Annotated in this window: 13 protein-coding genes; 4 read left to right on the forward strand and 9 right to left on the reverse strand. The window is 64.5% G+C overall.

Features of this window, described 5'->3' with window-relative positions; genetic code table 11:
- The first annotated feature begins 5 nt into the window (after positions 1-5).
- On the forward strand, positions 6-485 hold the full coding sequence (locus OIK44_RS13095) for a GNAT family N-acetyltransferase (protein WP_273671190.1): 480 nt from the start codon (positions 6-8) through the stop codon (positions 483-485).
- Here the strand turns inward: OIK44_RS13095 and OIK44_RS13100 are convergent, their stop codons facing one another.
- Positions 486-1385 carry a DMT family transporter gene (locus tag OIK44_RS13100; RefSeq protein WP_273671252.1) on the reverse strand — a complete coding sequence of 300 codons (900 nt, stop codon included), beginning with the start codon at positions 1383-1385 and terminating at the stop codon, positions 486-488. It abuts the gene before it with no gap.
- Between the two features lie 274 nt (positions 1386-1659).
- On the opposite strand from OIK44_RS13100, the gene OIK44_RS13105 reads away from it, so the two are divergent.
- Genes OIK44_RS13105 through panC form a run of 3 tightly spaced genes read left to right on the forward strand, consistent with a single transcriptional unit; the run spans position 1660 to position 3618 of the window.
- Positions 1660-1869, forward strand: a complete 210-nt coding sequence (locus OIK44_RS13105; protein ID WP_273671191.1) for a DUF3460 family protein — start codon at positions 1660-1662, stop codon at positions 1867-1869.
- An 18-nt stretch (positions 1870-1887) separates the two neighbouring features.
- A complete protein-coding gene (locus OIK44_RS13110) occupies positions 1888-2730 on the forward strand; it encodes a segregation and condensation protein A (protein WP_273671192.1) in 843 nt (280 codons plus the stop codon).
- A gap of 48 nt (positions 2731-2778) precedes the next feature.
- Positions 2779-3618 (forward strand): pantoate--beta-alanine ligase, encoded by an 840-nt coding sequence (gene panC, locus OIK44_RS13115; protein ID WP_273671193.1) that lies wholly within the window; start codon positions 2779-2781, stop codon positions 3616-3618.
- A gap of 142 nt (positions 3619-3760) precedes the next feature.
- Here the strand turns inward: panC and OIK44_RS13120 are convergent, their stop codons facing one another.
- From OIK44_RS13120 to cheA, 8 genes are all read right to left on the reverse strand, one after another.
- The gene (locus tag OIK44_RS13120) at positions 3761-4969 is read right to left on the reverse strand and encodes an EAL and HDOD domain-containing protein (RefSeq protein WP_273671194.1); all 1209 of its coding nucleotides are present in this window, start codon (positions 4967-4969) and stop codon (positions 3761-3763) included.
- 152 nt (positions 4970-5121) lie between these two features.
- Positions 5122-5520 carry a chemotaxis response regulator CheY gene (gene cheY, locus OIK44_RS13125; protein ID WP_273671196.1) on the reverse strand — a complete coding sequence of 133 codons (399 nt, stop codon included), beginning with the start codon at positions 5518-5520 and terminating at the stop codon, positions 5122-5124.
- A gap of 147 nt (positions 5521-5667) precedes the next feature.
- Positions 5668-6738: a protein-glutamate methylesterase/protein-glutamine glutaminase gene (locus tag OIK44_RS13130; protein ID WP_273671197.1), complete on the reverse strand. Its 1071-nt coding sequence runs from the start codon at positions 6736-6738 to the stop codon at positions 5668-5670.
- A gap of 90 nt (positions 6739-6828) precedes the next feature.
- Positions 6829-7437 carry a chemoreceptor glutamine deamidase CheD gene (gene cheD, locus OIK44_RS13135; protein ID WP_273671198.1) on the reverse strand — a complete coding sequence of 203 codons (609 nt, stop codon included), beginning with the start codon at positions 7435-7437 and terminating at the stop codon, positions 6829-6831.
- Positions 7438-7446: 9 nt separating this feature from the next.
- On the reverse strand, positions 7447-8316 hold the full coding sequence (locus tag OIK44_RS13140; protein WP_273671199.1) for a CheR family methyltransferase: 870 nt from the start codon (positions 8314-8316) through the stop codon (positions 7447-7449).
- 63 nt (positions 8317-8379) lie between these two features.
- On the reverse strand, positions 8380-10110 hold the full coding sequence (locus OIK44_RS13145) for a methyl-accepting chemotaxis protein (protein WP_273671200.1): 1731 nt from the start codon (positions 10108-10110) through the stop codon (positions 8380-8382).
- 207 nt (positions 10111-10317) lie between these two features.
- Positions 10318-10821: a chemotaxis protein CheW gene (locus OIK44_RS13150; RefSeq protein ID WP_273671201.1), complete on the reverse strand. Its 504-nt coding sequence runs from the start codon at positions 10819-10821 to the stop codon at positions 10318-10320.
- Positions 10822-10841: 20 nt separating this feature from the next.
- Positions 10842-13070: a chemotaxis protein CheA gene (cheA, locus tag OIK44_RS13155; RefSeq protein ID WP_273671202.1), complete on the reverse strand. Its 2229-nt coding sequence runs from the start codon at positions 13068-13070 to the stop codon at positions 10842-10844.
- Between the last annotated feature and the right edge of the window lie 27 nt (positions 13071-13097).

The following is a 13097-nucleotide window of genomic DNA, read 5'->3' on the forward strand; positions in this document are numbered from 1 at the left end:
ACGGCATGCACATCGTGGTGCGCGAAGCGACGGACGAAGATGCCCAACTGATCGCCGACCTGACGCGCGCGGCCTGGGCCGGCAAAGTCAGCGTCACCTCCAGCGGGCACCGCGAAACGGCGGTCCAGGTCGCCGAACACCTGCGCGCCGGCGGCGGCTTCATTCTGCTGGTCGACGAGACGCCGGTCGGCTCGGTGCGCTGGCTGCCGCTCGACAGCGACGCCGACGTCTGGGAAATCATGCGCATGGGCGTGCTGCCGACCCAGCGCGGCAGCAACCTCTCGCAACACCTGCTGGAGGCGGTGATACACCACGGCCTCGCCTCCGGCGTCGAGGAACTGCGGCTGGCCGTGCGCCTCGACCAGCCGAAACTGCGCGACTTCTACACCGCCTACGCCTTCGAACTGGCCGAAGAGCTCGAATACTCCCACGCCAATCCGCTGGAACCGGCGCCGCTGGTCATGCGCCGCGCGCTGCGCTGCTAACTAGCGCCGCGACGACACCACAATCCCCCCGACGATCAGCAAAAACGCCAAGGCGTGGTAGAGGCGCGGCGGCTCGCCGAGGAAGGCGGCCGACATCAAGGCGGCGAACAGCGGCGTCAAATTACTGAAAAAAGCCGCCACGCTGGGGCCGGCGCGCTGCACCCCGGCGCCCCAGCAGCGGAAGGCAATCACGGCCGGCCCCAGCGCCACATACGCCAGCGCGGCGGCCAAAGACCAGCTCCAGTGAATCTGCGCGGCGGTGAAGGCCCACTCCCCGGCCGCGAACGCGCCCGACCACAGCAGCCCGAACGCCACCTGCGCCAGCAAGAAACTGGCCCAATGCCCGCGCACATCGTCCGGCGCATTCACCCGCGTCAACAACCAGCTATACAAGGACCAGGCGATGGTCGCCAACACCATCAACGCATCGCCTAGGACGAGGCGCAACTCGAGCACATGGCGCAACTCGCCGCGCGCCAGCACCAGCACCACCCCGGCGATCGACAACACGGCGCCGGCCACCTGCCTGCGCGCCACCGGCATGCCGAAAAACAGCCAGCCGGTGAGCAACATCCAGACCGGCATCCCGGCCGCGACCAGCGTGACATTAATCGGCGTCGAACTCCGCAGCGCCAGATACTGCAGCGCGTTATACAGCCCGATGCCCAGCAAACCGAGCACGGCGAAACGGCGCCAACGCAACCACAAACCGCTGCCGCGGCGGAAAATCGGCCCCGCCAGCGGCAGCAAAATGCACAAAGCAATCGACCAGCGCAGAAAATTCAACGTCATAGGCGGCACCGCCTCATGCACGAGGCGCCCGACAATCGCATTACCCGCCCACAACAAAGGGGCGAGCACCAGCAAGCAAACCGTGGAAAGCGTCAAACGTTGCGTCATAAGCAAAGAAAAAGTTGCAAAACCCCGTGGGGTCAGGTCTAGACATGGCGGTTTTCCGGCCGGGCGGCGCAAAAACCGCCATGTCTAGACCTGACCCCAACCTTAATTTACGGCATGTTGAGGATAAACCATTTCGCCATGATTGCGAAAAATACCACAGTTTGCGCGCCGCGCCGGCCGTTTCAGCCGTTTCCTACGCCGCGGCCTGCGATAGAATTACCGCCGCGGCGCCCGGCGCGGTAAAATATCGATTGCTTCCCACCAATAAGATTATATGAAACTCAGCAAACAGTTCCAGTTGTATGAATCCGATCACACTTTGTTCATCAAGGCGTTGAAAGAGAAGAACCCGGGCATGGAAGAGGGCCAGCGCGCCGGCCGCGCCTTGTTGTGGGATAAGCCGCCAGTCAGCTTGAGCGAGCAGGAGCGCCAGATGGAATCGGCCGTCAAGCAGCAAGCTTACGTTTACCAGAACAAGATTTAAGCGCTCGGGGCGACCAGGATGTTGCCAGATGATGCGGCGACAGTGACGAGCGCCGATCCGGCCCCCGCCCCGGCAGTCGATCCGGTCGGCTACGCGCGCCTGTATGGCGAGCCGCTGATGCGCATGCCGACGGATTTGTATATTCCGCCGGACGCGCTGGAAATTTTCCTCGAAGCGTTCGAGGGGCCGCTGGATTTGCTGCTGTATCTGATCCGCAAGCAAAACTTCAACATCCTCGACATCCCGATGGCGCAGGTCACGCTGCAGTATCTGAAGTATGTCGACCAGATCCGCGTGCACAATCTGGAGCTGGCCGCCGAGTATCTGTTGATGGCGGCGATGCTGATCGAGATCAAGTCGCGCATGCTGCTGCCCTCGCGCAAGAGCGACGTCGAGGACGACGCCGGCGACCCCCGCGCCGAGCTGGTGCGCCGCCTGCTCGAATACGAGCAGATCAAGCTGGCCGCCTACGACTTGAACACCATCCCCCAGCTGGAGCGCGACTTCATCCGGCCCGCCATCTTCATCGAGCAAAGCCTGACGGCGAGCTGGCCCGACGTCGAGCCGGCCGACCTGCAGGCGGCCTGGCTGGACGTGCTGAAACGCGCCAAGCTGACCCAGCACCACAAGATCAGCCGCCAGGAACTGTCCGTGCGCGAGCACATGTCGAGCATCCTGCGCCAGTTGCAATCGGCCCGCTTCGTCGAATTCGCCGACCTGTTCGACGTCGCCGGCGGCGTGCCCATCGTCGTCGTCAACTTCGTCGCCCTGCTGGAACTGGCCAAAGAAACCCTGATCGAAATTACGCAAGCCGAACCGTTTGCGCCGATTTACGTGCGGCTCGCGTACTCGCCGGCCTGAGGCCGCCGCGCCGCTCCCTTCCCATTAGCGCATTAGCGAAAGCAATCCATGAAAATCATCTCCTCCATTGAAGAATTGCGCGACCAGTTAAGCGGGCAATTGCGCACGGCCTTCGTGCCGACGATGGGCAATCTGCACGAGGGCCACCTGTCCCTGATGCGCCTGGCGCGCAAGCACGGCGACCCGGTGGTCGCGTCGATCTTCGTCAACCGCCTGCAATTCGGGCCGAACGAAGACTTCGAGAAATACCCGCGCACCTTCCAGGCCGACGTCGAGAAACTGGAAAAGGAAGGCGTCTACGTGCTGTTCGCGCCGACCGAGAAAGACCTGTACCCGGAACCACAGGAATTCCGCGTGCGCCCGCCCGACGACCTGGGCAACACCCTGGAAGGCGAATTCCGCCCGGGCTTCTTCACCGGCGTCACCACCGTCGTGCTGAAGCTGTTCTCCTGCGTGCAACCGCGTGTGGCCGTATTCGGCAAGAAGGATTACCAGCAACTGATGATCATCCGCAACATGAGCCGCCAATTCGCGCTGCCGACGCAAATCATCGCCGCCGAAACCTACCGCGCCGACGACGGCCTGGCGCTCTCCTCGCGCAATATGTATCTGTCGGCGGCCGAGCGCGCCGAAGCGCCGTCGCTGTACCAGAGCCTCAACTTTGTCGCCGATGAAATGCGCGCGGGCCACCTCGACATCTTCGAACTGGAACACGCGGCGATGGCGCAACTGGCGAAAAAAGGCTGGCACCCCGACTACATCTCTATCCGCAAACGCAACGACCTGCAGCCGCCGTCGGCCGGCGACCTAGCGCAAGGCACGCCGCTGGTGGTACTGGCCGCCGCCAAACTGGGTCAGACCCGCCTGATCGACAACCTGGAAATCTAAGCGCCCGGCTTACCGGCCACCAACAATGGGGTCAGGTCTAGACATGGCGGTTTTTCGTGATGAAAACCGCCATGTCTAGACCTGACCCCATTGTTGTTTTTGGAAAAACCGCCATGTCTAGACCTGACCCCATTGTTGCTTGTTAGGTGGCGATGCTTTGCGCCCAGGCCAGCGCCGAGAGGTGGGCTTTGTTGACGTCGAGGGGGCTGAGTTTGAGTCCCGCCGCCAGCGAGGCGACGAGGTTGGTGTTGAGTTCGCACGCTTCGGCCAGCGCCAGGTAGGGGCCGTATTTGCCGCCCCGCGTGAGCAGGGCGTCGACGACGTCGGCCGGCAGGACGATGCTGTCGAGGACTTCTTTCATCGGCAGGCCCAGCAGCCGGTCCAGCAGCGAGAACATGCCCGCCACGAAGAGGTTTTCCGCTTCGACTTTGCCCAGCGCCGCCATGCCCAGCAGTTCGGCCAGGCGGCCGCGCACCACCGCCGTTTCCATCAGCACGGGCGAGTAGCCGCTGGCGCTGGCCGTCGCCAGCAGCAGCGTCAGCCAGCGGTATAGCGGCGCGTAGCCCAGCAGGGCCAGCGCCTGGCGCAGCGATTGCACTTCGGCGCCCAGGGCGAAGCTGGCCGAGTTGATGAAGCGCAGCAGTTTGTAGGACAGCGCCGCGTCGCGCTTGAGGGCGTTTTCCAGGTGTTTGATGTCGGCGTTCTGGTTCACCATCTGCATCAGTTGCAGGATGATGGTCTGGGCCGGGTTCATGCCTTTGACGGGCGGGCCGGGCCGCGGCGTCAGGTGCAGTTTGCCGACGAAGGCGTCCAGGCCCAGCGCGGCGCAGGCGTCGAAGTCGGCCCAGCTGGCCACGGGACGGCCCACCATGCGCACGGCCGATTGCTTCAGCGTCGAGAAGACGCGCGCCTGCGCGGCCACGTCGGCGCCCGTGAAGCGCACTTCGACCCAGGAGGCGATGCCGGCCAGGTTTTTCGTCAGCAGCGAGGCCGACGCTTCGCGCAGGGCGATGCCGACGCCGCCGGCGCGCAGGCCGCGCACGGCCGCCAGCGTGTCGCGGTTGTGCAGTTCGGCGCTGCGGATGCTCAGTACGGTGAATTCGGGCGGCATGGCGAACAGCGCGTCCGTCGACAGCATGGCCGGCACGGCGTCGAGGAAGAGCAGTTTGTCGCGCAGCAGCCAGCCGCGCTCGTCGTCGATGAGCTGGCCGGCGACGAAGCCGATCAGCTCTTCCAGCTCGGCGTCGCTGGAGGCGGCCGCGCCGTGCTGTTGCCACGACAGTTCGTAGCCTATTACCCGCTGCTTGGGGTCGAGCAGCGGTTCGCGGACGATGTAGTTGGTTTGGTGCATGGCGTGGGCGGGTGTGGGCTAGCTGACCGGATGGTCCGGCTGCCGGCCGCGCCGGCAGCCAGGCTTAGAAGCCGAGGCTGTCGAGCGGCGCGCGCGCCATGCGGCCCGGGCGCGCGCCGGCCGCCGCGCCGCCGCTTTCTTGCGGCAGCATATTAGGCCCCGGCCTTTTCCAGCTTCTCGAAAATCTTGTTGAGCTTTTCGTCCAGCGTCGCCGCCGTAAACGGTTTCACCACGTAGCCGCTGGCGCCCGCTTGCGCGGCGGCGATGATGTTTTCCTTTTTCGCTTCGGCCGTCACCATCAGCACCGGCAGTTTCGCCAGCGCCGGGTCGGCGCGTATGTGCTGCAGCATGGTCAGGCCGTCCATATTCGGCATGTTCCAATCCGACACGACGAAGTCGAAGGACTCCGAGCGCAGCTTGGCCAGCCCCATGACGCCGTCTTCCGCCTCGTCGACATTGGCGTAACCCAGTTCTTTTAACAGATTCCGGACGATGCGGCGCATCGTCGAAAAATCGTCAACCACTAAAAATTTCATCTTTGGATCAGCCATGAATTACTCCGTTGTTTCTCTAGCGGTTTATTGATATTGGCGACATGTATGCCGACACCCAGGTCGGCACACCGGCAGCAGTTTATAGGATAGCATTTTCGTTGCTTTAAGGCGAACAATGTCGCGTAAAAACGCCGGAAAGCTGATTTACACGCGCAAAGCGCGCATGCCGTACTTGGCCAGGTAACCGAGCACCATGCCCGGCAGCGCCGTCAGCGCGCCCACCTCGTGGGCGCCGCCCATGGCGATCGCTTCGCGCGGCATGCCGAACACGACGCAACTGGCCTCGTCCTGGGCGAAATTATACGCCCCCGCCTCTTTCATCTCCAGCATGCCGGCCGCGCCGTCCTTGCCCATGCCCGTCAGGATGACGCCGACGGCGTTCTTGCCGGCCGCCTGGGCCGCCGAGCGGAACAGCACGTCGACGGAGGGGCGGTGGCGGTTCACCGGCTCGCCCTGGTCGATCTTGGTCATGTAGTTGGCGCCGCTGCGCGTCAGTGTCAGGTGCGAGTGGCCAGGCGCGATGTAGGCGTGGCCCGGCAGCACGCGTTCGCCGCCGGCCGCCTCTTGCACGGAAATCTTGCACAGCGAGTCGAGGCGCCGCGCGAACGAGCGCGTGAAGCCCTCCGGCATGTGCTGGGTGATCAGGATGCCGGGGCAGTCGGACGGCATTTGCATGAGGAATTCGCGGATCGCCTCGGTGCCGCCCGTGGAGGCGCCGACGATGATCAGTTTTTCGCTCGACGTCAGCGGGTTGCGCAGGGCCGGCAGCGGCGCCGCGGCGGCCTCGCCGGCCACCGGCAGCGTGCGGGCGCGGATGCGCGCCTTCGAGGCGGCGCGGATCTTGTCGGCGATCATGTCGGTGTAGTCGCGCATGCCCGTCTGGATGGAAATCTTCGGCTTCGTCACGAAGTCGACGGCGCCCAGCTCCAGCGCGCGCATGGTGATTTCCGAGCCGCGCTCGGTCAGCGAGGACACCATCAGCACCGGCATCGGCCGCAGCCGCATCAGCTTTTCGAGGAAGTCCAGGCCGTCCATCTTCGGCATCTCGACGTCCAGGGTCAGCACGTCCGGGTTGGTCTGCTTGATCAGCTCGCGCGCGACCAGGGGATCGGGGGCCACGCCGACCACTTCCATGTCGGGCTGGCTATTGACGATTTCGCTCATCACGCTGCGTATCAGCGCCGAGTCATCCACAATCAAGACTTTGATCTTCATACTTGCTTTCCGGGCCAGGCCCTCTTCAATAATATCGGTTCGGCGCGCCGCCGCGGCGGCGCGCCCGTGCTACGGCGCCGGCGACGGCGCCTAAAACAGTTCCACCTCGCCGCCGACGGGCTGCACCTTGAGGCGGCTGGCGTAGTCCTGCTCGCGCCTGGCCAGCGTGTCGTTGTGCGACTGCATCAGCTTCTTGACCAGCACCTTGCCCGTGCGCGGGAAGAAATACACCTTGCGCGGGTGGATGTCGTTCAAGTCCTCAGCCACCACGCGCATCTTCTCGGCGCGCAGGTAGTTCAGCACGAAGGCGGCGTTGCGCTCGCCGACGTTGATCGCCGTGAAGCCGCGCAGCACGGCGCCGCCGCCGAAGACCTTGGCCTCCATGTTTTCGCGCCGCGCGCCCGCCTTCAGCAAATCGTTGATCAGGATTTCCATCGCATAGGTGCCGTAGCGCGCCGACGCCGACACGGGGCTGCTGGTGTCGCCGCCGCCGTCGGGCAGCATGAAGTGGTTCATGCCGCCCAGGCCGGTGACGCGGTCGCGGATGCAGGCCGACACGCAGGAGCCGAGCACCGTGACGATCAGCATGTCCTTATTGGTGAAATAATACTCGCCCGGCAGTATCTTCGCGGCGTCGCAGTCGAAGGTCCTATCGTAATAGACGTTCGTGGCAAAGTGTTCTTTGGGTTCTAGGCTCATATAATATTCTCATGTTCGGTGCGGGGACGTTTTTGGGGCGCCACCGCGCTCGTCCAATTCGTACACCGTCTTACCACGCAGCTTCAATGACTCCGACACATACAGGAAATTCTCCGAATGGCCGGCGAACAGCAGCGCGTCCGGCTTCATCAAGGGCACAAAGCGGGACAGTATTTTACGCTGTGTTGCCTTATCGAAATAGATCATCACGTTGCGGCAAAAAATGACGTCGAACTGGCCCTGCAGCGGCCAGCCGTCGGCCAGCAGGTTCAACTGCTTGAAGGTGATCATCTGGCGCAGCTCGGGGCGCACGCGCACCATGCCTTCGCGCTCGCCCTTGCCGCGCAGGAAGAAGCGCTTGGCGCGCTCCGGCGCCATCTTGTCGAGGCGGTCCAGCGTGTAGACGCCGTTGGCGGCCGTGGCCAGCACATTCGTGTCGATGTCGGTGGCGATGACGGTCACCGGCGGGCTCAAGGTGTTGAAGGCCTCGCAGGCCGTCATGGCGATCGAGTACGGCTCCTCGCCGGTCGAGCTGGCCGAACACCAGATGGTGGCCGGCCCGCCGATTTTCTTCAGGTGCTCGGCCAGCAGCGGGAAGTGGTGCGACTCGCGGAAAAACGAGGTCAGATTGGTCGTCAGCGCGTTGGTGAACGCCTCCCACTCTTCGCCCAGGCGGCCGGCCTCCAGGTCGTCCAGGTATTTGCCGAACGAGGCGATGCCGGTGGCGCGCAAGCGCCGCGCCAGCCGGCTGTAGACCATTTCCTGCTTGCTGTCGGCCAGCGCGATACCGGCGCGCTTGTAAATCATTCCCCGGACCCGTTCGAAATCCTTGGCCGTGAACTCAAACTCTTTGACGGTATCCGTTTTATTTTGCGGCATCTGTGTTACCTTTTTTCTTAATTAAAACAATGCCTTACAGCGGTTGCCGCCCTAATCCAACGATCAGAATTCCTCCCACTCGTCGCCGGCGGCAGCCGCGCTGATCTTCTGCGGCGCGGCGGCCGGCGCGGACGCCGGACGGGCCACGGCCGCGCGGACCGCGGCCGCACGCGGCATGGCAGGCCGCGGCGCCGCCTTCACAGCCGCGCGCGGCGCCGCCGCGTGGACGGCCGGGCGCTGCTGCTGGTCGCCGTCGAGCTTGAAGATGCTGACCGCCTCGGCCAGCTTCTGCGACTGCTCCTGCATGCTTTCGGCGGCCGCCGCGGCCTGCTCCACCAAGGCGGCGTTCTGCTGCGTCATCTCGTCCATCTGCGTGATGGCCAGGTTGACTTCCTCGATGCCGTTGCTCTGCTCCTGGGTCGCGGCCGTGATCTCGCCCATGATGTCGGCCACCTGCTTGATCGACGTGACGATCAAGTCCATGGTCTGGCCGGCCTCGTCGACCAGCTTGCTGCCGGCGTCGACCTTGTCGACCGAATCGCCGATCAACTCCTTGATTTCCTTGGCCGCGCCGGCGCTGCGCTGGGCCAGGTTGCGCACCTCGCTGGCGACGACGGCGAAGCCGCGGCCCTGCTCGCCGGCCCGGGCCGCCTCGACGGCCGCGTTCAAGGCCAAAATATTGGTCTGGAAGGCGATGCCGTCGATGACGCCGATGATGTCGACGATCTTGCGCGAGCTATCCTTGATCGAGCCCATGGTGTTGACCACCTGGGAGACGACGCTGCCGCCCTTGACGGCCACCGACGAGGCCGACACGGCCAGTTGGTTGGCCTGGCGGGCGTTGTCGGCGTTCTGCTTGACCGTCGAGGTCAGCTCCTCCATCGAGCTGGCTGTTTCCTCCAGCGAGCTGGCCTGCGACTCCGTGCGCGAGGACAGGTCGGCGTTGCCGGTGGCGATTTCGCGCGAGGCGACGGTGATCGTCTCGGTGCCGCTGCGCACGTCGCTGACGGTCTTCACCAGGCTCTCGTTCATGTCCCTGAGCGCCTGCAGCAGCGCGCTCGTCTCGTCCTTGCCGCTGACCTCGACCCGCGACGTCAGCTCGCCGGCGGCGACCTTCTGCGCCACCTCGACGGCGCCCGAGAGCGGGCCGGTGATGCTGCGCGTGATCGCCATCGCGCAGACGACGCCGATGGCCACGGCGACGCCGCCGAGCACGAACAGCGTCAGCATCAGCCGCGTGTCGCCGGCCACCGAGCCGTCCATGAAGCTGCGCGAGGCGGCCTGCTGCAAGTCCAGCAGCTTGTTGATCGCCACCAGGGTCTGCTGGCTGAGCGGGTCGATGCGGCTGGCAATCACCTTGGCCGCGCCCTCGCTGTTAAACGCCAGCACCTGGCCGATCGCCTCCTTGAAGGCGTTGTCGACTTCCTTGTCGAAGGCGGCGATATCGCCGAGCACCTTCTTCTCATTCTCGTTCAAGCCCAGCGACTGCAGCTTGTCGCGCGCCGCGTCGTAGCGCTTGCGCTGCTCCTTGACCTTGGCCTCTTCCTTTTGCATCAGGCTGACGTCGGACTGCAAGCCGATGTTGCGCATGGCGATGCCGGTTTCCAGCATGGCGCTCTTCATCGCCGCCGCCTGGGTGTTTTTTGCGCCGGCCAGTTCCACGCCGCTCACCAGCTCGGCCTTGTTGCGGTAGTTCAAAAAATTGGCCGTCAACACCATCGCGACAAGAATTGTCAGGATAATCCCAAAGCCGATACCCAGACGTGTGCCTATTTTGAAGTCGCGTAAATTCATTTATGTCTCCGTAGAATACCACCCGCTCATCTCATGCCGGCGCGCGCCTGGCGCGCCGGGCAATACCTGTTTGGCCTGGCCTCTGCGGACCTTGGGCCGGCTACCGCCCCGTTGGGCGCGGAGGTAGCCGTAGAGCAATACCACTACATTACACCACTCCGCCACACTGTAGTGCGGCGTTCTGCAACAACAAGGCGCCGGCGTGGTTTATGCGGCCAGCTTGTCGATCAGACCCATTTCACCACTTGACATCAGCTTGTCGATGTCGACCAAAATCAGCATGCGCGCGTCGATCGTGCCCAGGCCGATCATGTAGTCGGTGCTGAAGGCGTTGCCCATCTCGGGGGCCGGCTTGACCTGGTCCGGCGTCAGCGTGGTGACGTCGGAAACGCTGTCGACGACCATGCCGACGATGCGCCCGCCGATGTTGAGGATGATGACGACGGTGAACTGGTCGTAGACGGGCGTGCCGAGATTGAACTTGATGCGCATGTCGACGACGGGGATGATGATGCCGCGCAGGTTGATGACGCCCTTGATGAACTCGGGCGCGTTGGCGATGCGCGTGACCGCCTCGTAGCCGCGGATTTCCTGCACCTTCAGGATGTCGATGCCGTATTCCTCGGAGCCGAGCGTGAAGGCGAGAAATTCATGGCCGGCGATGTCCTTGCCGTCGGCCAGTTTGAGTCCGGAAGTTTGCTGTTCTGACATGATGGGGTTCCTATCTGAATTCACGAGAAAATGGATTCGTCGGCGAGCTGCCGGGACGAACGGATGAGCGCGGTGACGTCGAGGATCAGCGACACGCCGCCGTCGCCCAGGATAGTCGCGCCGGAAATACCAACCACCTTACGATAATTCGACTCCAGATTCTTGACGACCACCTGCTGCTGGCCGACCAGGTCGTCGACGAACAGCGCCGCCTTGCGCCCCTCCGTTTCGAGGATCACGCAGATGCCCTGGGACGGGTCGGTGAAGCGCGGCGCGATGTCGAACATCTGGTACAGCGGGATCAGGGGCAGGTATTCGCCGCGCACCTTGACGACCCGGCCCTTGCCGCTGATTTCCTTGACGTCCTCGGGCGCCGGCTGCAGCGACTCGATGACATAGCCGAGCGGCAGGATGTAGACTTCCTCGCCGACGCGGATCGACATGCCGTCGAGGATAGCCAGCGTCAGCGGCAGCGAGATCGAGATGGTGGTGCCGAAGCCCTTGGCCGAGCGGATGTCGACGCTGCCGCCCATGGCGCCGATGTTGCGCTTGACGACGTCCATGCCGACGCCGCGGCCGGACACGTCGGTGACCGCCTCGGCCGTCGAGAAGCCCGGCGCGAAGATCAGTTGCCAGACCTCGGCGTCGCTCATGCTGTCGGCGACGGCCATGCCCTGCTGCTGCGCCTTGGCGAGGATGCGCTCGCGGTTCAAGCCGCCGCCGTCGTCGGAGACTTCGATGATGATGTTGCCGCCCTGGTGACTGGCCGACAGGAACAGCCGCCCCGCCTCGCTCTTGCCGGCGGCCGCGCGGGCGGCCGGCATTTCGATGCCGTGGTCGATGCTGTTGCGCACCAGGTGGGTCAGGGGGTCGACGATGCGCTCGATCAAGCCCTTGTCGAGCTCGGTGGCGGCGCCGTTGGTGATGAAGTCGATCTTCTTGCCCAGCTTGGCGGCGAGGTCGCGCACCATGCGCGGGAAGCGCGAGAAGACGAAGTCCATCGGCATCATGCGGATCGACATCACCGCTTCCTGCAGGTCGCGGGTGTTGCGGGTCAGCTGGCCGATGCTGTTGAGCAGGCGCTCGTGCACCATCGGGTCCAGGGTGTCGGCGCGCTGCTCTATCATGGCCTGGGTGATGACCAGCTCGCCGATCAGGTTGATCAACTGGTCGACCTTCTCGATCGAGACGCGGATCGACGACGATTCGGCGCCCGGCGCGGCCTTGTCGCCGTCCTTCTTGGCGGGCTTCTTGTCGGCCTCGGCCTCGGCCGGAGCCTCGCTGCGGGCGGCCGGCGCGGCCGCCTCGCGCGGCGCGGCGACGATGCCGGCGCTGGCGCGGATTTCCTCGATCGGCTGGAAGAAGCCGTAGCCGCGCTCGGCGTCGCTGGGCTCGGCCGACAGCGCGCGTATCTGTTCGATGGGTTGGAAGAAGCCGTAACCCTGCTCGGCGTCGCCTTTCGCGGCCTGGGCCGGCGAGAACGGCTCGATCGGGTCGAAGAAGCCGTAGCCGAGGGCGTTTTCGACCTCGTTGCGGGCGGCCTGCTCCAGCGCGCGCTGCTGCGGCGTCAGCGGCGGCGCCACCGACACCTGCATGTCGTCCGGGTTCAGCACGAAGGAGCAGATGGCGACGATGTCGTCCAGGCTTTCATGGGTGGTGACGACGATGACGTGGCGCTCGCCGTCCAGCGGCGCCACCGACACCTGGCCCAACAGGCCCAGTTCGGCGCTCAGCGCGTTGACCTCGCGCAGCTCCATCTTCGGCAATTCCAGGCGGTAGCGCTGGCCGCCCTCGTGGTCGACGGCCTTGGCCTCGGGCGCGTGGAAGGACGGCGCGGCCGGCGCCATGGCCTGCACCGGCGCGTCCTGCGACAGCGACTGCAGCATCATGCGCACGTCGGCGACGGCGTCGGAGTCGACCGGCGTGCCGAGGCGGTGGCCGTCGAGCTGCATCTTGAGGATGTCCTTGGCGGCCAGGAAGGCGTCGACGTGCTCCGACGTCAGCGCCATCTCGCCCTTGCGGATGCGGTCCAGCAGCGACTCCAGGATATGGGTCACCTCCGACATATCGTTCAAGCCGAACGTCGAGGCGCCGCCCTTGATCGAGTGGGCGGTGCGGAAAATCGCGTTCAGGTCTTCGGCGTCGGGCGCCGCAATGTCGACGGCCAGCAACAGCCGCTCTTTTTCAGCCAGCAATTCCTCGGCTTCATCGAAAAAGACCTGGAAAAACTGGCTTATATCGATGGTCATGTTGAGACTCCGTCAAATTCGCTTTGC

Source organism: Janthinobacterium fluminis (genome assembly GCF_028595325.1).
Lineage (GTDB): Bacteria > Pseudomonadota > Gammaproteobacteria > Burkholderiales > Burkholderiaceae_D > Janthinobacterium > Janthinobacterium fluminis.